Origin of the sequence: Primorskyibacter flagellatus, from assembly GCF_014638275.1 — a bacterium.
Classification (GTDB): domain Bacteria; phylum Pseudomonadota; class Alphaproteobacteria; order Rhodobacterales; family Rhodobacteraceae; genus Pseudooceanicola; species Pseudooceanicola flagellatus_A.
Window position 1 is genome coordinate 2,519,729 of record NZ_BMFJ01000001.1, and the last position, 20,773, is coordinate 2,540,501.

The window sequence follows — 20,773 nt, forward strand, 5'->3', positions numbered from 1 at the left end:
CTGTTGCGGGGCAGCGTAGATCATTTGTTCATGGCCGACCAGACGCGGGACGGCGAGAGCGGCATGTCGATATGCGCAACCGCGTGGCCATTCCGGTTCAGCGCGTCGAGCACCGCGTTTACCAGCGCGGGCGGAGAGCCGATCGCCCCGGCCTCCCCGCAGCCCTTCACGCCAAGCGGGTTGTGCGTGCAGGGGGTCTGGCAGGAGTGGTCCACGGTGATCATCGGCAGGTCCGCCGCGCGGGGCATGGCGTAATCCATGTAGGAAGCGGAGAGGAGCTGGCCGTCCGCGTCGTAGGAGCAGTTCTCAAGCAGCGCCTGACCGATCCCCTGCCCCACGCCGCCCTGCACCTGACCTTCGACGATCATCGGGTTGATGACGTTGCCGAAATCGTCCGCAGCGGTGAAGGAAAGCACGTCGACCTTGCCGGTGTCCTCATCCACCTCGACCTCGCAGATGTAGGTGCCGGAGGGATAAGTGAAGTTGGCCGGGTCGTAGAAGGCCGTCTCCTCAAGCCCCGGTTCAATCTGGTCGAGCGGGTAGTTGTGCGGGACGTAGGCGGCCAGAGTCACATCGCCCCAGTTCAGCGACTTGTCGGTGCCCGCGACGGTGAACTTGCCATCTTTAAGTTCAATATCGCTGTCAGAGGCCTCCATGATATGGGCGGCGATCTTCTTGGCCTTGTTGATGACCTTCTCCGCCGCGCGCACCATGGCCGAACCACCGACCGCGATAGAGCGGGATCCGTAGGTGCCCATGCCCATGGGGGTGTTGGCAGTGTCGCCGTGCACAATCTCAACCTGATCGGCGGAGATGCCGATCATGTCGGCGATGACCTGCGGGAAGGTCGTCTCGTGTCCCTGTCCGTGGCTGTGCGATCCGGTCATGACGACAATTCCGCCGGTCGCGTTGACGCGCACGGTGGCGGATTCGTAGAGCCCGGCGCGGGCACCGAGCTGACCAACGAGGTTGGAGGGCGCGATGCCGCAGGCTTCGATATAGTTCGAAATCCCGAGGCCGCGCAGTTTGCCCTTCGCCTTGGACTCGGCGGCGCGGGCGTCGAAGCCCTTCACGTCCGCCAGCTCCAGCGCCTTGTCGAGCGTGGCGTGGTAGTTGCCGGTGTCGTATTCGACGGCCACCGGGGTGGCATAGGGGAACATGTCCGTCGTGATGAAGTTCTGGCGGCGCAGTTCGGCAGGATCGACACCAAGTTCGCGCGCGGCCTTGTCGATCACGCGTTCCAGCTGAAAGGTCGCCTCGGGCCGGCCGGCGCCGCGATAGGCATCGACGGGAACGGTGTTGGTGAAGACAGCCTTCACGTTCACGTAGACCAGAGGCGTGCGGTAGTTGCCCGCCATCAGCGTGCCATGCAGCCAAGTCGGGACCGAGGGCGCGAAAGTCGACAGGTAGGCACCCATGTTGGCGTAGGTGTCGGTGCGCACGGCGGTGAAGTTATTGTCCGCATCAAGCGCCAGTTCGATCTTCGTCACATGGTCGCGGCCATGGGCATCCGAGATGAAGGCTTCCGACCTGGTGGAGGTCCATTTCACGGGGCGTTTCAGCTGTTTGGCAGCGAAGGTGCAGAAGGCTTCCTCCGCGTAATGGAAGATCTTGGTGCCGAAGCCGCCGCCGACATCCGGGGCCACCACGCGCAGCTTGTGTTCCGGGATGCCGAGCACGAAGGCGCCCATGAGCAGGCGGATCACATGCGGGTTCTGCGAGGTGGTGTAGAGCGTCGACATGCCGTCGTGGGCGGTATAGTCGCCAACAGCCACGCGCGGCTCCATCGGGTTGGCGACGAGGCGGTTGTTCACCAGTTCCAGTGTGGTGACATGGGCGGCCTTGGCGAAGGCCTCCTCGACGGCCGCCTTGTTCTCTTCCACGAAGCCCCAGTCGTAGCAGAGATTCGAGGTCAGGTCGTCATGGACCTTGGTCGCGCCCTGCTCGCAGGCCTTCTTCATGTCGATGACGGCGGGCAGTTCGTCGTAGTCCACGACAATCGCCTCGGCGGCGTCGCGGGCCTCGTCGAGGCTGTCGGCGACCACGGCGGCGATGATCTCACCCACGTGGCGGATCTTGCCCTCGGCCATGATCGGATGCTTGGGTTCCTGCATGGGCTGGCCGTGTTTGTCCGTCACCTGCCAGCCGCAGGGCAGACCGCCGACGCCTTCGAAATCCTTCGCGGTGAAGATGCGGTGCACGCCGGGCATGTCAGCGGCCGAGTCCGTATCGACCGCGTTCAGCGTGGCATGGGCCACGTCGGCGCGCAGGAAGTGGACGTGAAGCTGTTTGGCAAGGTTGATGTCGTCGGTGTAGCGACCGGTTCCGGTCAGAAAACGCAGGTCTTCGCGCCGCTTGGTGCTGGCGCCGATGCCGTCCTTGGGCATGGTCATTCCTCCCTTAGTTCGGGTGCTCTCCCGTGCACCCCACGGTAGTGCCCGCGGCCGGCCCTCCCGCCTGCCGCGTCCCGTCGTCTTATTCGGCGGCGACCGCCGGGACCTCCTGACCGGAGGCCGCGAGGATGGCTTTCACGATGTTGTGGTAGCCGGTGCAGCGGCAGATGTTGCCCTGCAGATGCTCGCGGATTTCGGATTCGCTCGGCTTGGGGTTCACTTCGAGAAGCGAGGCGGCGGCCATTACCATGCCGGGTGTGCAGAATCCGCACTGGAGCCCGTGGTGATCCTGGAATGCCTGCTGAATCACGTTGAGCGAGCCGTCCTTGTTCGCCTGCCCCTCGATCGTGCCGACTGTGGCGCCATCGGCCTCGGCGGCGAACATGGTGCAGGCCTTCACCTGCTTGCCGTCGACATGGACCGTGCAGGCGCCGCACTGACTGGTGTCACAGCCGACATGGGTGCCGGTCAGGCCCAGCTCCTCGCGCAGGAACGTGACGAGAAGCGTGCGCCCCTCGACCTCGCCGGACATGGACTTGCCATTGACCGTCATCGTGACTTTCATCTGTTTCCTCCCGTTGCTGGCCGGTCTTTCCGGCTTGCTGCGTTCAGGACGTGATGCGTTTGAACCAGCCTTTTTTCGGCTGGTCGCCGTCCTGATCTGGTGCGTCGGAGGCATCGTTGCCCTCGACGACATTCTCGAAATTCTCGAAGAACTGGTCGGCCATTTTCTTGGCGAAACCGTCGATGATCCGGCTTCCAAGCTGGGCCAGTTTTCCACCGACCTTTGCCTCGACCTCGTAATGCAGGCGGGTGCCGCCCTCGATCTCTTCCAGCCGGACATTGGCCCCGCCCTTGGCGAAACCGGCCGCGCCGCCCTTGCCCTCGCCCGACAGCGTCAGGCTTTCCGGTTCGTTGAGATTGGAGACAGTGACCGCGCCCTTGAAGGTGGCCTTCACGGGGCCGACCTTCTGCACCACCGTGGCCTCGAACCCGTCGTCCGGAGAGCCGGTGAGTTCCTCGCAGCCCGGCACGCAGGCTTTCAGCACCTCGGGCGACAGCAGTGCGGCGTAGACGGTGGCCCGGTCCGCAGAGATCTCGCGGGAATCAGTCAGTTGCATGGCGGGCCTCCTCTTTGCTCCGACCCTAGCGCGTCGGGGCGCGGGTGCAAACGGAAACCCGCATGGCGGAATTCTGCGGGCCTTCCGGCGAGGTCATTCAAATTGGCAAAGGCGGGCATGCAGAAGTCAAATCTTGTCCTAAGAAATACCTTATTTCGCCTGCATACAGGTCCTTGAAAAATGTACCAGTTTACCGGGAGGCGGATCGCCGAAAGGCGGAGTATCCACAAGATAAAGTGCCGACGACCTTTGAAGTCATATATCTGGGGACGCTCTCCAAGATCGACACGTCCCAAGGGAACGAGATCGCAGAAAGCGCCTCCGCGATCCTGGGCAGCTATGGCAGCGCGGCGGCACCGCTTTATTCCCAGATCCGGACGCTTTCCGCCGTCGATCTGAGCGAGGACGACAACAGCAGCTACGACTTCGACAACGGCGGCGGCTACGACACGTTCCGGATCAACGGCGGGTCGATCCAGTCCTTCGACGGCGCAGCCCGCTACAACATCACGCTGACCTATATCGACGGCACCACCGCCAACGTGCGCGCCTACGTGCTGCAGGATACGGCGGGGCGCAGCTACCTTGTGCCGGAACTGTCCTACAACTCCGATCAGGCGCAGCTCGAGGCCAAGCCGATCGAGTCGCTGATCCTGACCTCCGTCCACAGCAACACGGGCGACGACAACGGCGATCTGGCCGGAAGCCGCTATGCCGCCGATTTCGCAAGCCCGACGGAGGGCACCTCGGGCAGCGACTCCATGTCGCTTGGCTACACGGACGCCAATGGCAACCAGATCACCACCGGGGCCGACTGGATAAACGCCTATGGCGGCAACGATACCGTCAGCGGCGACGGCGGCAGCGACCTGATCTACGGCGGAGCCGGGCATGACGTCGTCTATGGCGGGTCGGGCGGTGACGCGATTCACGGTATGAGCGGGGACGACCAGCTTTTCGGCGGGTCGGGCAACGACAGCCTCACCGGCGGGTCAGGCAATGACACGATCAACGGGGATTCCGGCAACGATACGCTTCAGGGCGGTACCGGCAACGACAGCCTCACCGGCGGTGACGGCAACGACGTCTTCCAGTACCAGCCGGGGGACGGGATCGACACGATCACCGATTTCAACACCGGCAACACCGGCGCGCTTGGCGACGGCAACCTGCTGAACAACGACTACATTCACCTTTACGAATATTACGACAACCTTGCCGAACTGCGCGCGGACTTCGACGACGACGGGATCCTGAACCAGTCGAACTCCGGTACGGTCGACTATTCCAACAACACGCTGTTCGCCGGAGGCGGGTTGGTGTTTCAGGGCGTCGACCGGTCGGCCTTCCGGACCGACAACGTCGGTGTCGCCTGCTTCACTGCCGGGACCCGGATCCGCACTCCGGGCGGAGAGGTACGGATCGAGACGCTGCAGCCGGGCGACCTGGTCGAGACACGCGACAACGGTCCGCAGCCGCTGCGCTGGATCGGCACGACCCGGCTTGGGCAGGCGCGGCTGGACGCGGACGAACGGCTGCGACCGGTGGCGATCAAGTCCTGGGTGCTCGGGTCGCAGCGGGATCTGCTGGTGTCGCGCCAGCACGCCTTTCTGGACGGCACAGGCGGGCGGCTGATCCGCGCGGCGCAGATGCTCAAGGAGAACTGGCGCGGGGTGCGCGCGGCGCAGGGTCGCAAGAAGATCACCTATGTGCATCTGATGTTCGACCGGCACGAACTGGTCTTTGCCGAGGGCATCGCGACCGAAAGCATGTACCCCGGCCCGATGGCGCTTTCGGGCCTGAAGCGGGAATGCCGCGAAGAACTGCTTAATATCTTCCCGCAGCTGACGCTCGTCACGCGTGACGTGCCGCCGGAGCTGCTGTACGGCCCGCCCGTGAGACATATCTCGGGACACGACCGGCCGCACTGACAGACCCGCGCCGGCCCGGCGTCGTTATGCCACTGCCCCGTTTTCCAGTTGTCGAAACCCTTTCGCGAGAGTATGACCGGCGGCGGGACACCCCTCCCCAACGAGGGGCGTATGACTGGAAGGTTACTACCAATGGCGAACAACGCTCCGGCATCGCGGCCGGCAAATCCGCGATTCTCCTCTGGCCCCTGCGCCAAGATCCCCGATTTTGACCTGAACATGCTTTCCGACGCCGCGCTTGGCCGGTCGCATCGCGCTGCCGTCGGCAAGGAAAAGCTGCTCGCCGCGATCGAAGAGACGCGCGACCTGCTTGGCGTGCCGGCCGACTACAAGATCGGCATCGTGCCCGCGTCGGACACCGGCGCCGTGGAAATGGCGATGTGGTCCCTGCTCGGCCCGCGCAAGGCGACGATGCTCGCCTGGGAAAGCTTCGGCTCCGGTTGGGTCACCGACGTGATCAAACAGCTCAAGATCGACGCGGAGAAGATCGAGGCCGGGTATGGCGAGATCGTCGATCTCTCCTCGGTCGATTTCGACACCGACGTGGTCTTCACCTGGAACGGCACGACCTCCGGCGTGCGGGTGCCGAACGGTGACGCGATTCCGGCGGACCGCGCGGGTCTGACGATCTGCGACGCGACCTCTGCGGCCTTCGCGCAGGACCTGCCCTGGGACAAGCTCGATGTCACCACCTTCTCCTGGCAGAAGGTCATGGGTGGCGAGGCGGCACATGGGATGCTGATCCTGTCGCCGCGTGCCGTGGAACGGCTGGAAAGCTACATCCCCGCCTGGCCGATGCCGAAGATCTTCCGCCTGACGAAGGGCGGCAAATTGATCGACGGCATCTTCAAGGGCGAGACGATCAACACGCCCTCCATGCTGGCGGTCGAGGATTACCTCGTCGCCCTGGCCTGGGGCCGCAAGGTCGGCGGGCTGAAGGGCCTGATGGCCCGTGCGGATGCCAATGCCGGCGCGATCTGGGACTTCTGCGAGAGCCGCGACTGGATCGCGAACCTCGCCGTCGATCCGGCGACGCGGTCCAACACCTCCGTCTGCCTGAAGTTCACGGATGCGCGCATCAAGGACGGCGCCGCCTTTGCCAAGGCCGTTGCGAAACGGCTTGAGAAGGAAGGCGTGGCGCTGGATGTCGGCGCTTATCGTGACGCCCCGGCGGGTCTGCGGATCTGGTGTGGCGCGACGGTGGAGACCTCTGACGTCGAGGCGCTGCTGCCGTGGATCGAGTGGGCCTTCGAGGCCGAAATCGCCGCGCAGGTCGAAACCGCGTGACAGGCGCGGTGTCCGTGGTGCCGGGCTGAAGCCCGGCCTACGCACACCGCAGGACATATCTTAGGGCGGGCTTCAGCCCGCCTCCCCCAGACATTCCCATAAGGAGCGCCACCATGGCCCCCAAGGTTCTCATCTCCGACGCGCTGTCGGACGCCGCAGTTCAGATCTTCAAGGATCGCGGCATCGAAGTCGACTTCCAGCCCGCCCTTGGCAAGGACAAGGAAAAGCTGGCTGAGATCATCGGCAATTACGACGGTCTCGCCATCCGGTCCGCCACCAAGGTGACCGCCGCCCTGCTCGAAAAGGCCACCAACCTCAAGGTGATCGGCCGTGCCGGGATCGGCGTCGACAACGTCGACAAGGACGCCGCGTCGAAGAAGGGCGTGATCGTCATGAACACTCCTTTCGGCAACATGATCACCACCGCCGAACATGCCATCGCGATGATGTTCGCCGTGGCGCGGCAGATCCCCGAGGCCTCGGCCTCGACCCATGCCGGGAAATGGGAAAAGTCCAAGTTCATGGGTGTCGAACTCACCGGCAAGGTGCTGGGCGTGATCGGCGCGGGCAATATCGGCGGCATCGTCTGCGACCGGGCGCGCGGGCTGAAGATGAAGGTCATCGCCTACGATCCCTTCCTTGGCGAAGAGAAGGCCGACAAGATGGGCGTGGAGAAGGTCGAACTGGACGACCTGCTCAAGCGTGCCGACTTCATCACCCTGCACGTCCCGATGACCGAGCAGACGAAGAACATTCTGTCGCGCGAGGCGCTGGCCAAGACCAAGCCGGGCGTCCGCATCATCAACTGCGCGCGTGGCGGGCTGGTCGATGAAGAGGCCCTGGCGGAGCTGCTGAAGTCCGGCCATGTCGCAGGCGCGGCCTTCGACGTGTTCTCGCAGGAACCGGCTACCGAAAACGCGCTGTTCAACCTGCCGAACGTCGTCTGCACCCCGCACCTCGGCGCCTCGACCTCCGAAGCGCAGGAGAACGTGGCGCTGCAGGTGGCGGAGCAGATGTCGAACTACCTGATCGACGGCGCGGTCGAGAACGCGCTGAACATGCCGTCCATGACCGCCGAAGAAGCCAAGGTCATGGGTCCGTGGGTGAAGCTTGCCGGTCATCTGGGGTCGTTCATCGGCCAGATGACGGACGAGCCGATCAAGGCCATCAACATCCTCTATGACGGGGTGGTGTCGCAGATGAACCTCGCCGCGCTGAACTGTTCTGTGGTCGCGGGGATCATGAAGAAGTCCAACCCGGACGTGAACCTCGTCTCCGCCCCGGTCGTGGCGAAAGAGCGCGGGATCCAGATCTCCACCACCAATCAGGACAAGTCCGGCGCTTTCGACGGCTACGTCAAGGTGACGGTGGTGACGGAGAAGCGCGAACGCTCCATCGCGGGCACCGTGTTCTCGGATCACAAGCCGCGCTTCATCCAGATCAAGGGCATCAACATCGACGCCGAGGTGGGGAGCCACATGCTCTACACCACGAACGAAGACGTGCCGGGGATCATCGGTACGCTTGGCGGGACGCTTGGCAAGAACGGTGTGAACATCGCGAACTTCACGCTCGGCCGCGCGGCGGCGGGCGGCGAGGCGATTGCATTGCTCTACCTCGACGAGGCGCCGAACCCGGTTGCACTGCAGGAACTGGCCGCCACCGGAGCGTTCCGCCAGATCCAGCCGCTGACCTTCGACGTGGCGTGACAGGGCCGTGACAGGGCCGTGACAGGGGCCTGACACGAGCCCGATACCGCGGGCAAGACCCTCAGGACGCCGCCCGGAGCAATCCGGGCGGCGTTTTTGTTTTCCGGCGTCGTTATTCGGTCCGGGCCGGATCAGGCGGTGCGACCGCGCGTCGCGACGGTGAAGACGAAGATCAGCATCGACAGGATCGTCAGGATCGACCCGATGGCCGCCAGTGCCTCACCACCACCGCTGATGGCGATGGCGATGCCGGGGGCCATGATGACAACGCCGGCCACGGCAAGGGCGAGATGGATTTTCGCCAGCAGCGTTTCGGCTGCGGACGGAACCAGGTGGTAGAAGGTGCCGAACAGGGCCAGCGTGACCCATCCCACCAGGTTCAGGTGCGCATGTGCCGGGGACAGCACGTGGTCGTGGGACATCGACATCTTGATCCCCCAGCCCATGCCGATCAGCGCGCACAGGGCGCCGGACAGGAAAAACAGGAACGGAACGGTTTTCATGGTCGTCTCTCCTCAGTTGCCCAGGGGCGGGCCGGTGAAGCGCAGGTTGAACCTGGCGGCGGATTGTTCGATGGCGGCCATGTCCTCGGGAATGCGGCACTGCTGGCGGGCCATGTCGTAGAAGAACCCCTCGAAGCCGCCGGGGGTCAGGATGACGAGGTGCCGGCAGGGCTTGTCGCCGATCACGCGGTAGGTGTGTTCGACACCGCGCGGCACGAAGACGGTTTCCCCGGCGGAGCGGGTGAACATCTCACCATCGGCCCAGAATTCACAGACGCCGGAGAGCAGCACAAAGATCTCGTCCTCCTTGTCATGCACATGGCGGGGCGGGCTGGCGTTCACCGGCGACAGGGTGTCGACGATGGACATCGCGCCCCCGGAATCGGATGGGGCCATCAGGGTGTGATACCGGACGCCGCCCCATTCGGCAGCGTCCGGGGACAGGGGAAAGAATGACATGGCAATACTCCTTGAATCGCCGATCCCGGGAGGATCGGAATGCTCGGTTGGCCGTAACGGCCTGAAACGGTGACTGTTTCGTCGCCAATTCGCGACGGGTCCAACTTGGCACATCAAAACGAAAAGGAGAAATTGCATAAACATATGATAAGAATCCGTCCCATGAATTTGGCGGCTTTCGATCTGAACCTTCTCAAGGTGCTCGACGCGCTCCTGCGCGAAGGGTCCACCGTGCGTGCAGGGCAGCGGGCCGGGCTGTCGCAGCCCGCGGTGTCGGCGGCCCTGTCGCGGCTTCGCCATGCCCTGAACGATCCGCTTTTCGTGCGCGAGGGACGTGGCCTTGTGCCGACGGATTACGCGCGGTCGCTGGAATCTCCCCTGCGCGCGCTGCTCGAGTCGGCGGAGACAATGCTGGCAGGTCCCGGTGATTTCGATCCGGAGCGTGCCGACATGAACTTCCGCCTGTCGGGCAGCGACTTCTTTGCAGAGATGCTCATGCCGGGTCTGGCCGACCACCTGGGCCGGGCCGCGCCGAACATCCGCGTGCAACTGGTCGACCTGGTACCGGACAGCTATGTCGACACGCTGGACCGGTACATGGTCGACATGGCGCTGATCCCGCGCGGCGACTTTCCCGAATGGGTCGACCACCGGGTGGTGTTCCATTCCGGCTTTACCGCCATTGCCCGGCGCGGCCACCCGGCGCTGGTGGCGGCGGGGGTGGCGGACGGCGACCCGATGCCGATCGACCTGTTCTGCGCCCTGCCCCACGTGCTGTTTTCGCCCGAGGGCAAGCTGTACGCCATGGGGGACGCGGCGCTTGAGCGGTTCGGGCGGCGGCGGCACGTGGCGATGACCCTGCCGGTATTCTCGGGCGTCTACCGCGCGGTGGCCGGCAGTGACCTGATCGCGCTGCTGCCGGAACAACTGGCCGATCACGTCGCAGAACGTGAAGGCCTGACCCGTCATCCGCCGCCGATCCCGGTGGACAAGGCGGCCATCTGCATCGTCTGGCACAAGCGGTCGACCAACGCCCCGCCGCACCGCTGGCTGCGTGAGCAGATTGCGCGGGTCCTCTCCCCGCTCGACACCGGCGCGCCCTGCTAGCCGCTTCCCGTCTGGACTCGCGCCGGCGCACCCCGCATCAAGGCGTCGGGAAAGGCGGGCCGCATGACCATCTACGCAATCGGCGACATCCATGGACAACGGGCCCTGCTGGAACAGGCGCTCGACCGGATCGAGGCGGATGGTGGCGCCGGGGCGGAGGTCGTATTCCTGGGCGATTATACCGACCGCGGGCCGGACAGCCGCGGGGTGATCGACCTGCTGGTCGCGGGCCTGGCAGAGGGGCGGCGGTGGACCTGTCTCATGGGGAACCATGACCGGATGTTCCACCGTTTCGCGACCTCCGGCGTGGCCACGGACGACAATATCAAGTCCGGCGCGCCCTGGACACACGAACGCCTTGGCGGCCTCGCGACCCTTGCGAGCTACGGCATCCGCCGGGCGGAGGAGCGCAGCGCAGCGGACCTCTGGCAGGCGGCCCACGACGCAGTGCCGGAGGCCCACGTCGCCTTCCTCGCCAGCCGTCCGCTGCATGCGGAGCGTGACGGCCTGCTTTTCGTGCATGCGGGGATCCGCCCCGGTCTGGCGCTTCGCGATCAGGTGGAGGACGACCTGATCTGGATCCGCTCTCCCTTCCTGGAACACTCCGCGCCCCATCCCTGGCTGGTCGTGCACGGTCACACGGCGGGCGACGGGATCGAACATGCGGGCAACCGGGTGAACCTGGACGGCGGCGCAGGCTACGGACGCCCGCTGCGAACCGCCTGTTTTGAGGGGGATGCGGTCTTCGAACTCACCCCCTCCGGACGGGTGGCCCTGACCGTGAACGGCTGACCGGGACCCGCACAGGCGGTTTCGCGGGTCGCAAATGCCGGTTTCGCAGGGCGGCAAGCTCGGGTAGAACTCGAACCGCGGCGGCGGCCTGCCGCAGAGGAGCAGGGACAGGGAGACCCCAATGGAAGATATCGTCATTCTCAGCGGCGCGCGCACCGCGATCGGCACCTTCGGCGGGGCGCTGGCCCAGACCACCCCGATCGAGCTGGGCACCGTCGCCGCAAAGGCCGCGCTGGAACGGGCCGGGGTCGCGGGCGAACAGATCGGCCATGTCGCCTATGGCAATGTCATCAACACCGAACCGAAGGACATGTACCTGTCCCGCGTCGCGTCGATGCAGGCGGGTGTGCCGAATTCCACCCCGGCGATGAACGTGAACCGTCTCTGCGGCTCCGGCGTGCAGGCGATCGTGTCGGTCGCGCAGTCGCTGATGCTGGGTGATGCGGACTTCGGCCTTGCGGGCGGGGCGGAGTGCATGTCGCGCTCTCCCTTCATCGTGCCGGACCAGAGATGGGGCGCGAAGATGGGCGACGTCAAATCGCTCGACATGATGCTGGGCGCGCTGAACTGCCCCTTCGGAACCGGCCACATGGGCGTGACGGCGGAAAACGTTTCAAAGGAACATGACATCAGCCGCGAGGCGCAGGACGCCTTTGCGCTGGAAAGCCAGAAGCGCGCCTTTGCGGCCATCGAAGCTGGACGGTTCAAGGACCAGATCGCGCCAGTCATGGTGAAGGTCCGCCGCGACGAGGTGGCCTTCGACACCGACGAACATATCAAGCCCGCGACCACCGCCGAAGGGCTGGCCGGGCTGAAACCCGCTTTTGCGAAGGACGGATCGGTCACCGCGGGCAACGCCTCGGGCATCAACGACGGCGCGGCGGCCGTGGTTCTGGCGCGCGCCTCTGCCGCAGAGAAGGCGGGCCTGAAACCGCGGGCGCGCATCCTCGGCTATGCCCATGCGGGTGTGCGACCCGAGGTCATGGGGATCGGTCCGGTTCCGGCGGTGGAGATGCTGCTCAAGCGGACCGGCCTGTCGGCGGAAGACTTCGACGTCATCGAAAGCAACGAGGCCTTCGCGGCGCAGGCGCTGGCGGTGAACAAGGAACTCGGGCTCGACCCGGCGAAGGTAAACCCGAACGGCGGTGCCATCGCGCTTGGCCACCCGGTCGGGGCAACCGGAGCGATCATCACCGTGAAGGCGCTGTACGAGCTTGAGCGCATCGGCGGCAAACGCGCGCTGATCACGATGTGCATCGGCGGCGGGCAGGGCATCGCCCTCGCCATCGAGGCGCTCTGACGTCAGGCCCGGAGGGCTCTGCCCTCCGGACCACCCGAGATATTTGCAAAACCAAAGAGAAAGGGCTTCTTTGGTTTCGGAAATATCCCGGGGGGAGGCCGCAGGCCGGGGGGCGGAGCCCCCGTGCCGTCACTCCAGCATCACCTGCACGCGGGCCGAACGCCCCGAGGCGTCGATCACGGAGAGTTCCGTGAATCCCTTTCCCAATCCCTCCAGCAGAACATCGCGGCTGCGCCGTCCGGTTTCCACGGGCCGGCCGTTGACCATCCATGTGAAGGGCGGGTGCCCCTCGCGCACGCGGGCGGGGATGGCTCCGGTCGTGGCCAGCACCGCGCCCTCGGGCGGGAAGGCCAGTTCGGGGCGGTCCGGATCGGTGGCATAGCCGTCGCGGGGGCGGAAACGTTTCAGCGGTTCCGGCAGGAGGGCGGCGGCGATCAGCAGGGTTTCCGGCGGCGGCGGAGGCGGCAGGGCCAGGGAGGGCTTGAGGCGACCGAAGGCCTCGAACAGGATCGGCGCGGCGAGGTCCCCGCCGAAGGCGCCGGGGACGGGCGTGCCGTCGGGACGGCCCATCCAGACGCCGATAACATGCGCGCCGTCATAACCGATGGCCCAGGCATCGCGGTGGCCGTAGCTGGTGCCGGTCTTGTAGGCCAGCCGGTTCGCCGGGGCGCCGGGCGGGGGGGCGAGCCCGGCAAGGATGTGCCCGACCTGCCAGGCCGAGGCGCGTGAGAGGACGCGGGATGCGGGGGCTGCGGCCTCCTCGGTCTGCCAGTGCAGCGGTCGAGCTGTGCCGCCGTTGGCGAGACCGGCATACAGCTGGACGAGATCCGTCAGTGTCATGCCAAGGCCGCCGAGCGCCACGGCCAGCCCCGGCACACCTCCGGGCACCTGCGGGTCGGTCCCGGCGCGACGCAGGGCGGCGATCAGGTTGCGCGGACCGACCGCCTCTGTCAGCTGCACGGCCGGAAGGTTCAGGGACAGGCGAAGTGCGTCGGCCACACGGATGTCGCCGCGGAAGATACCGTCGAAATTCTGCGGGCGGTAACCGCCGAAGTCCATCGGCTGGTCCGCGATCATCGTCTCGGGATGCGCGAGACCGGCGTCGAAGGCCAGCCCGTAGATCAGCGGTTTCAGGGTGGAGCCGGGCGAGCGAGGCGCGCGGGTCATGTCGACATAGCCCTGCCCCCGGTCACCGAGGCCCGGGGAACCGACGGAGGCAAGGATCTCTCCGGTCGCATGGTCCGCGACCAGCAGCGCGACGGAGAGCCGGTCGGAGCGCCCCCTGACCGCGCGGGTGGCGAGGGCTTCGAGGCTCTGTTGCAGCGTGGCATCCAGCGCAAGCGTCCGGACCGGCGCGTCCGGGGCTGACTGGCGCGCAGCGTCGGCGAGATGCGGGGCAAGCGCCGGGAAGGGGCGGCGCAGACGGGGGGCGGTGTCGGTCTTCGCGGCAGCCACGGTGGCGTCGTCCAGCACACCGTCGCGGGCCATGCGGTCGAGCACGCGGTCACGGGCGGCAGCCGCCGCGAGGGCATCGCGGTCGGGCCGGCGGGCTTCGGGCGACTGCGGCAGGGCGATCAGCAGCGCGGCCTCCGCCGGGGTCAGGCGCGCGGGTTCCTTGCCGAAATAGGCCAGCGTCGCGGCGCGCAGCCCTTCGAGATTGCCGCCCATGGGTGCGAGGTGCAGGTAGAGGTCGAGGATCCGGTCCTTGCCGACCCGCCGCTCCATGGCCAGCGCCACGCGGATCTGCCGCAGCTTGCCGGCCCATGAGCCGGTGCCGCTGTCCTCAAGCAGTCGGGCGGTCTGCATGGTCAGGGTCGACCCCCCCGACACGATGCGCCCCGCTTTCAGGGACTGCCAGGCGGCGCGGACCAAAGCGCGGGTGTCGACGCCGGGGTGGGTCGCAAAGCGGCGATCCTCATAGGCGCGCAGCATGTCGAGGTAGAGCGGATCGACCTGCGGTGCGGAGGTGCGCAGCCGCCAGCGTCCGTCCGCCACCGTGTAGACGCGGAGCAGCGCGCCATGTCGATCGCGGACCTCGACCGAAGTTTCGGTGACGAGCGGCGGCAGATCGGTCGCTGCGACCCAGTCGTCCAGCCGGTCGCGGGCCAGCGCGGCGGTCCAGAGCGTCAGCACCAGGATCAGCAGGAGGCCCGGCGCGTGTCTAGTCATCGACCCAACCTTCCCAGAGGCCGGGGTAATGGGTAACGAAGCCGGAAGGATGTACGGTCAGATCAGCAGCATAGCCGACGGAGGGCGCGGCATAGGTGACAGTGGAACCGGTGCCGGAATAGATTTGCGACAGGGTCTTCAGATGCGTCATCTCCGGCACCAGCCACGCGGCCGGGGCGGTAACGGGCGCGGTGAGGCTGCGCGGCAGGCGTCGCAGGGGCAGCAGATTGGTCGCGGGGGTAAAACCGAGGTCGAGGTCGGTGTGGTCCTCCGCCTCGGGCTGCGGGGTGCCATTGACGCTCCAACCGCCGGGGGTGCGCTGGATGGACAGTCCGATCTGCGCGTCACGGTAGGTGCCGGTGACGTCCCCCGACAGGGTCGCCCACTCCGGTCCGCAGCGCACGCAGTAGTCCAGCGCGCCTTCGTCCCAGGCGGCGTGCCCGACCAGCATCCAGCCGTTGTCCAGCCGCGACAGGGTGCAGCGGTCGGTGCCGGCCCGGTCCAGCCGCCGCCAGTGGGCGGTGACAGAGGGATGCGTGGTCATTCTCCGATCGTGACCGTCCCGGCATCGGTGCGGGCGCGGTAACGGGGCCGGTACATATCCTCTACCGTCGCGGGCGGGTGGCTGTAGGTGCCGGGTGTGATTGCGCGGACCACATAGGCCAGCGTGAAGGGATCACGCGACCGCCAGTCGATCGCCGTTAGGAAGCGGTCGGAGCGGAATTCGCTGTGCTCCCCGCGTTCCGGCTTCAGCCAGTCGAGGGCCGAGATGTCCCCGGCGCGGAGCAGGTTCGGGTTGTCGATCTCGAACCCCGCGGGCAGCGGGTCGTCGACCATGAGCCGCGCGCCGGTCTCCTCGAACGGTGTCACGGTCAGGACCGTGACCAGCCGCGTGCCGCGTGTCACGCGCGCCGGATCGGCGGGGGCGCCTTCCATCGTGTAGTAGTCGCGGGAGATGGCATAGCCGTAGCCGCCCGCCGCTTCCGGCACCATGGGCACGCCGATGGTGGTCAGGGTGATGTCGGCGGTCTCCGTCCCCTCGTTGCGGATGGCGACGGGGGTTAGGGTCGCGGCTTCGGCGCGGCGGACGAAGGGTCCGGCGACGGGGGCTCCGTCCAGCGTCAGGTTCGCCATGGCCGGATCGGCGATCAGCGACTTCGCGGCCAGCAGCGTCCAGGCGCTTTCCTGCGTGGACATCGGCCCCTCCCGTCCCATCACCCGCGTCACCAGCGCGGTGCGGTCCACGGCGGTGGACCCGGCTTCGACCGCCAGCGACAGGAGCCCCGCGGCGTCCCTTAGAGAGGTGCCGTAATCGGCGCGGTAGGTCTGTGTCTCCGGCGCCTCCGAGGTTTCGGCGAGACGGCGGGCGGCAATGGCGAACATCGCGTCGGCACGGGTCGGGTCGCCGTACATCGCCAGTGCAGCGCCAAGCTGGGCCGCTGCGAGCGGGGTGGCAAAGTCGTCGCCCTTCACATCGGCATAGTAGCGCAGGTCGCCCATGTTGGCCGCACCTTCACGGGCGAGCACCATCAGGGCATAGGCCAGATCCTCGCCGCCGTTATTGATGTCACGCGCGAAGTCGGGGGCGTAGTTCACCCGGTTGCGCAGGTTGTCGAGCGCCATGCGGAAGGCGATCGGGGGGACGGCATGTCCCTCGGCCTGAGCGCGGGACAGGAAATCGGTGACGTAGGCGTCCAGCCAGAAATCGCCGGAATAGGCCCCCCACAGTCCGAAAGCCCCGTTGGAGGCCTGTCGGGTCAGGATCCGGGTGACGGCCTTTTCGATGCGTTCATCGACCTGGCCGGGACCGGCGAGTCCCATGGCCTCGGCGACCGAGGACAGGTAGAGCAGTGGCATCGCCTGGGAGGTCACCTGTTCGGTGCAGCCGTAGGGGTAGCGGTCCAGCGTGGCGAGCAGTTCGGGCGCATCGATACGGGCCAACGGACCGGCAGAAATCACGACCTCTCCACTGCCCGGGCGGAGATTGGCGAAGACGTTCGCATCCAGCGTGAAGGTGTCCCCGGCGGCGAGGGTGAAGCGCCGCGTCGTCGCGGATTCGGGCGTGTTGTCGCGTACCGGCAGGGTCAGGGTGCGCGTCAGCTGGCGACCGCCGGGGGTGGCAAGGGCGACGGTGATGCTATGATCCCCGATGAGGCCGGCGGAAAGTGGCAGGCGGACGGTCTGCGTCTGCTTGTCGGCGAGATCGAGGCCGGAGGGCACGGGGCCGGTCAGGGTCACGCCCTCCGCCACCACGTCCAGCCCGACGCGGCCCGTGGGGCCGGTGGCATGGGTGATCTCCAGGAGAATCGACGACGTGTCGCCGGGTTGCAGGAAGCGTGGCAGCGTGGCGGTCAGGACGACAGGGTCGCGCACCAGCACGTCCGCCTCAGCCGATCCGACGCCGGTGTCGGTCCAGGCGACGGCCATCAGGCGGACAGTTCCGTTGAAGGCGGGCAGGTCGAAAGTGACATCTGCCTTGCCGTCAGGGCCGACTGTCAGCGGGCCGGTGAAGAAGGCGACCAGATCCTCGGTCGGAGGCGGCGACCGGAATTGCGCGCCACCCGACGCATCGCCGCCTGAACGGACATTGCCAAGCGCGCCCTGCGTCGGGTCGATCAGGCGGCCGTAGAGGTCGCGGATCTCCATCCCCAAGCGGCGCTGGCCGAAGTAATGCCCTTCCGGGTCCGGGGTTTCGAAGCCGGTCAGGTTCAGGATGCCGACGTCGACAGCGGCGACGGTGACATAGGCGGTGTCGCCCTCCGCCAAGCCAGGCACTGTGACAGAGGCGGTCAGTGGTCCACGCGGATCGGCGGCGTCCGGCGCGTCGATACGGACCGCAAGCGCCCTGTCGCCGGGATCGACCCCGGCATGGGCGAGGCCCATGGCACGCGTCGGCGCACGGTCCGCCGGTTCGTCCAGCGGGCGGATGACGGAGGCCGTGACATAGGCCCCTGCCCCCCAGTCTGCGGTGACGGGCAGGTCGATGGTGGTCGCGCCTTCGGGCACCTCGACCGCCTTCATGTCGATCAGGCGGTTGGCGATCACGGTGACGATCGCGGTTCCGGCATGGCGCGGAACGATGCGCAGATGTGCGGTGTCGCCCTCGCGGTAGGCGGGTTTGTCCAGCGACAGGTCCAGCATGTCCGGCGTCGTGGTCACGTCGGCGGGGGCATACCAGCCCGCGCTGAACCCTTCGGAGGACGCGGTGTAGGCGCCGTCCGTGCGTTCGACGACGATCTCGTAGCTGCCCCAGTCGGTCGGGGCTGAGACCTCCACCGGATCGGCTCCGAGCGTGGCGGTGCCGGAGGCGATTTCCCTGCGGGTCGTGTAGGGTTCCCAGTTCCAGTCACCGTACTGACGGTACCACTGATAGCGGGTTTCCACTCGGTTGACCCGCCATTCCACCTGCATCGGGACCGGGCCAAGGTCCGGACCGATGGCGGTCAGGGCGAAGGCGGCGGTGCCTCCTTCAGGCACGGCATCCGTGAACAGCGGCTTAATCCCTATGGCGGGGCCGTCGGGGCCGACGACACGTTCGATCCGGCGTTCGACAGGGCGGCCGGAGCCTTCGGCAACGCGGACGGTGGCCGAGAGGGTGAAGGCGGATCCGGTGTTCTCCTCCGCCCGCTCCGGGTCGAGGTCGAGCGTGGCGCGACCCTCCGCATCCGTGCGTCCGCCAAGATAAGCAGCGCGGGTGCGGGTCTCAGCGTCATGGCGACCGAAGACGTAGCCCGGCATGGTGTCGATGCGGCGAGCGGGGGCGAGGCGCAGGTCGCCTTCGATCTCCAGATCCGCGCCGGGGGCGCCGAAGAGGTAGTCCGCCTGAACCTCAAGCTGTGGCAGGTCGGTCAGCGTCAGCGGGCCCTCGGGCAGGTCCAGCGCGACGTCGATGCGTTCGGGCAGGAAATCCTCAACCAGCACCCTTTCCGAGGCGAGCGGCGGCGTGTCCACATCCGCCTTGATGTCGATCCGCCAGCTGCCGCGCGGCACGGTCTGTCCAAGCGGCATGGCAAAGACGTGTCCCCCTGCGGCATCCCGGGTGGAGGTCATGCGGGCGTATTCCACCCCGTCGGGCCGGGTCAGGATGGCGGTCACGGGCAGGCCGTCGATGGCTTTTGCCAACGCGTCGCGGGCCAGGGCGGTGACATGGATCACCTCTCCGGCGCGGTAGGCACCGCGGTCGGTCACAAGAAAGACGTCGACCGGCGGCGCGGGTTCGCGCCCGGCAACACCCCGGTCGGACAGGTCGAAGGCCGGATCCTTCAGCGACAGGAAGGCGAGGTCGTCGCCCATGCGCGCGGTCAGCATCGCCGGGCTGGCCCCGCCGGTACCGCGGGTCAGGCCGGGATCGAAGCGGGCATAGCCGTCGGCGTCGGTGGTTGCGGTGCCGAGCACGCGGTTGGCCTGCCCGATCAGCTCCAGCGTCACGCCGTCGCGCGGGGCCGCGTCGCCGAGGCCACGCAGGAAGACATGCAGCCCGTCGGTGCCCTGCATGGTCGTCAGGCCGAGGTCGGTCATCACGAACCACTGTACGGCCAGCTGGTCCTCGTCCCCGCCGGGCACGGCGGCGGCCAGCGCGTAGGCGCCGGGAGCAAGTCCGTCGAGCGCCTCGCGCATCGGCAGGCGGGTGGTCATGGTGCGGTTGAGTTCGTTGCCGGTTTCCCCCGTGCCGGTCCAGACCTTCTCGGCCACGCCGGACGCAAAGTCGTCGAGGTCCCAACGGTAGAGCCGTTCGCCGAAATAGCCGCTCTGGATCGAGCGCAGAAGATTGCGGTCAGTGACGCGGTAAAGCGTCAGGTCGACGGAATCGAGGTTCACCGTCTCCACCGGCAGGGCGGCCTCTCCGGCGGAGGGCAGAACATAGGCGCGTCCCGGAAAGGCGATCTGGGGGGCACGGTCGCGGACATAGACGCGGATTTCGACGTCCCGGGCGAGGGTTTCGCCACTTTCGGCGGGCAGGCCCTCGCGGAAGGTGACGGTGTAGCGCTGCCCGTGTTCCGCCCCGCGCAGGCAGAGCCGGCTGCCGGAGGGCTCCACGGACATGGACTGATCGGGCAGGCGCACGTAATCGGCATAGTCGACCCCGGCCTTGACCAGCGGCTCGGTGAATTCCGCGCAGATGCGGGGATCGGCGAGGTCGCTGTCGACCTGATGCTCCGCGATCCGGAAGCCGTATTTCGCGATGGCGTCGTCCAGCGCGGCACTGATCGTGTCGCCGGGTTGCAGACGATGTGCCAGCCGCAGTGCCGGGATCGTGTCGCGGCCCCGGTCATTGGCGCGGAGCACGTCGGCCAGAGCGGTCAGGGCGTTGGCCCTCACCGGATCGGTCGGGGCACGCAGGTAGGCGTTGGCGGCAGCGGCCACGGCCCGCTGCCGATAACGGTACTGGTTGTTCCCGGCGATCGGCGCAGCGTCGAGCAGCAGGCGGGCGTAGTCGGCCCACTGGTCGGGCTGGTCGGTCGCCGCGACGATACCGCCCGTCCAGCGCATGGCGTTCAGCGTGTCGCCCTCGGCCCGGCGGGTGCGGACGATCTCCTGCATCTCGGACACGCCATACTGGCCCGCCGGATGGATGGAGCCGATGTCGCGCGCCAGATCGAGTGCCTCGCGGAGGGTGCCCTTCCCGACGAATTCTATCTCTCCGGCCCGGGTCCGGGCCAGTGTCTTCGTCGCGTCGGAGACGGGTTCGATGCGGGCGGAACGGGCCCCGACATAGGGCGTCGTCCCGGTAACCGCGCTTTTCGGAAAACAGGACCCGGCGCGGCTGTTGAAGGTGAAAGCGACGCAGGCGGATTCGGCCACGCAAGCGCTGCGGCAGGCGTCGAAAGTCGTGTCGAACATCTGGCGAAGGTCGGTGCCCGCGAAGTCCTGATCCTGTGTCACCACCATGCGCTTGTCAGGCACCGGCGCGTCCGGGGTCTGCGCCCACGCGGGGCCGGTGAGGGCAGGCATGGCAGAGGTGGCAAGGGCAACGATCAGGGGTATGAAACGGGTCATGAAAT

The 20,773-nt window shown here is 67.0% G+C and carries 14 protein-coding genes; 6 read left to right on the forward strand and 8 right to left on the reverse strand.

Going from position 1 to position 20,773, the window contains the following annotated elements; all coding sequences use genetic code 11:
* Positions 1-20: 20 nt before the first annotated feature.
* The 3 genes from IEV87_RS12475 to IEV87_RS12485 form a co-directional block, all read right to left on the reverse strand.
* Positions 21-2,387 (reverse strand): xanthine dehydrogenase family protein molybdopterin-binding subunit, encoded by a 2,367-nt coding sequence (locus tag IEV87_RS12475; RefSeq protein WP_188478433.1) that lies wholly within the window; start codon positions 2,385-2,387, stop codon positions 21-23.
* Positions 2,388-2,475: 88 nt separating this feature from the next.
* Positions 2,476-2,958, reverse strand: a complete 483-nt coding sequence (locus IEV87_RS12480; protein ID WP_188477993.1) for a (2Fe-2S)-binding protein — start codon at positions 2,956-2,958, stop codon at positions 2,476-2,478.
* A gap of 43 nt (positions 2,959-3,001) precedes the next feature.
* The gene (locus tag IEV87_RS12485) at positions 3,002-3,514 is read right to left on the reverse strand and encodes a CoxG family protein (RefSeq protein ID WP_188477994.1); all 513 of its coding nucleotides are present in this window, start codon (positions 3,512-3,514) and stop codon (positions 3,002-3,004) included.
* 236 nt (positions 3,515-3,750) lie between these two features.
* On the opposite strand from IEV87_RS12485, the gene IEV87_RS22980 reads away from it, so the two are divergent.
* The 3 genes from IEV87_RS22980 to serA all read left to right on the forward strand — a co-directional run bounded on the left by IEV87_RS22980 (position 3,751) and on the right by serA (position 8,441).
* The gene (locus IEV87_RS22980) at positions 3,751-5,445 is read left to right on the forward strand and encodes a Hint domain-containing protein (RefSeq protein ID WP_188477995.1); all 1,695 of its coding nucleotides are present in this window, start codon (positions 3,751-3,753) and stop codon (positions 5,443-5,445) included.
* A 132-nt stretch (positions 5,446-5,577) separates the two neighbouring features.
* The gene (locus IEV87_RS12495; protein WP_188477996.1) at positions 5,578-6,732 is read left to right on the forward strand and encodes a phosphoserine transaminase; all 1,155 of its coding nucleotides are present in this window, start codon (positions 5,578-5,580) and stop codon (positions 6,730-6,732) included.
* A 113-nt stretch (positions 6,733-6,845) separates the two neighbouring features.
* Positions 6,846-8,441, forward strand: a complete 1,596-nt coding sequence (gene serA / locus IEV87_RS12500) for a phosphoglycerate dehydrogenase (protein ID WP_188477997.1) — start codon at positions 6,846-6,848, stop codon at positions 8,439-8,441.
* Positions 8,442-8,572: 131 nt separating this feature from the next.
* On the opposite strand, the gene IEV87_RS12505 is transcribed toward serA, so the two are convergent.
* Both IEV87_RS12505 and IEV87_RS12510 read right to left on the reverse strand, forming a co-directional pair.
* Positions 8,573-8,944: a hypothetical protein gene (locus IEV87_RS12505; RefSeq protein ID WP_188477998.1), complete on the reverse strand. Its 372-nt coding sequence runs from the start codon at positions 8,942-8,944 to the stop codon at positions 8,573-8,575.
* Between the two features lie 12 nt (positions 8,945-8,956).
* Positions 8,957-9,403, reverse strand: coding sequence for a cupin domain-containing protein (locus tag IEV87_RS12510; protein ID WP_188477999.1), 447 nt, complete (start codon positions 9,401-9,403; stop codon positions 8,957-8,959).
* A gap of 162 nt (positions 9,404-9,565) precedes the next feature.
* Between IEV87_RS12510 and IEV87_RS12515 the strand changes: the two genes are divergently transcribed.
* From IEV87_RS12515 to IEV87_RS12525, 3 genes are all read left to right on the forward strand, one after another.
* Positions 9,566-10,510, forward strand: coding sequence for a LysR family transcriptional regulator (locus IEV87_RS12515; protein WP_188478000.1), 945 nt, complete (start codon positions 9,566-9,568; stop codon positions 10,508-10,510).
* Positions 10,511-10,573: 63 nt separating this feature from the next.
* Positions 10,574-11,302: a metallophosphoesterase family protein gene (locus IEV87_RS12520; RefSeq protein ID WP_188478001.1), complete on the forward strand. Its 729-nt coding sequence runs from the start codon at positions 10,574-10,576 to the stop codon at positions 11,300-11,302.
* A 121-nt stretch (positions 11,303-11,423) separates the two neighbouring features.
* Positions 11,424-12,602 (forward strand): acetyl-CoA C-acyltransferase family protein, encoded by a 1,179-nt coding sequence (locus tag IEV87_RS12525; protein ID WP_188478002.1) that lies wholly within the window; start codon positions 11,424-11,426, stop codon positions 12,600-12,602.
* 129 nt (positions 12,603-12,731) lie between these two features.
* On the opposite strand, the gene pbpC is transcribed toward IEV87_RS12525, so the two are convergent.
* Genes pbpC through IEV87_RS12540 form a run of 3 tightly spaced genes read right to left on the reverse strand, consistent with a single transcriptional unit; the run spans position 12,732 to position 20,768 of the window.
* On the reverse strand, positions 12,732-14,771 hold the full coding sequence (gene pbpC, locus IEV87_RS12530; RefSeq protein WP_188478003.1) for a penicillin-binding protein 1C: 2,040 nt from the start codon (positions 14,769-14,771) through the stop codon (positions 12,732-12,734).
* Positions 14,764-15,315, reverse strand: coding sequence for a putative glycolipid-binding domain-containing protein (locus IEV87_RS12535; RefSeq protein ID WP_188478004.1), 552 nt, complete (start codon positions 15,313-15,315; stop codon positions 14,764-14,766). Before IEV87_RS12535 ends, pbpC begins: the two co-directional genes overlap by 8 nt.
* Entirely contained in the window at positions 15,312-20,768 is a 5,457-nt protein-coding gene (locus tag IEV87_RS12540; RefSeq protein ID WP_188478005.1) for an alpha-2-macroglobulin family protein, read from the reverse strand. The genes IEV87_RS12535 and IEV87_RS12540 overlap by 4 nt, the downstream gene beginning before the upstream one ends.
* Positions 20,769-20,773 lie beyond the last annotated feature (5 nt).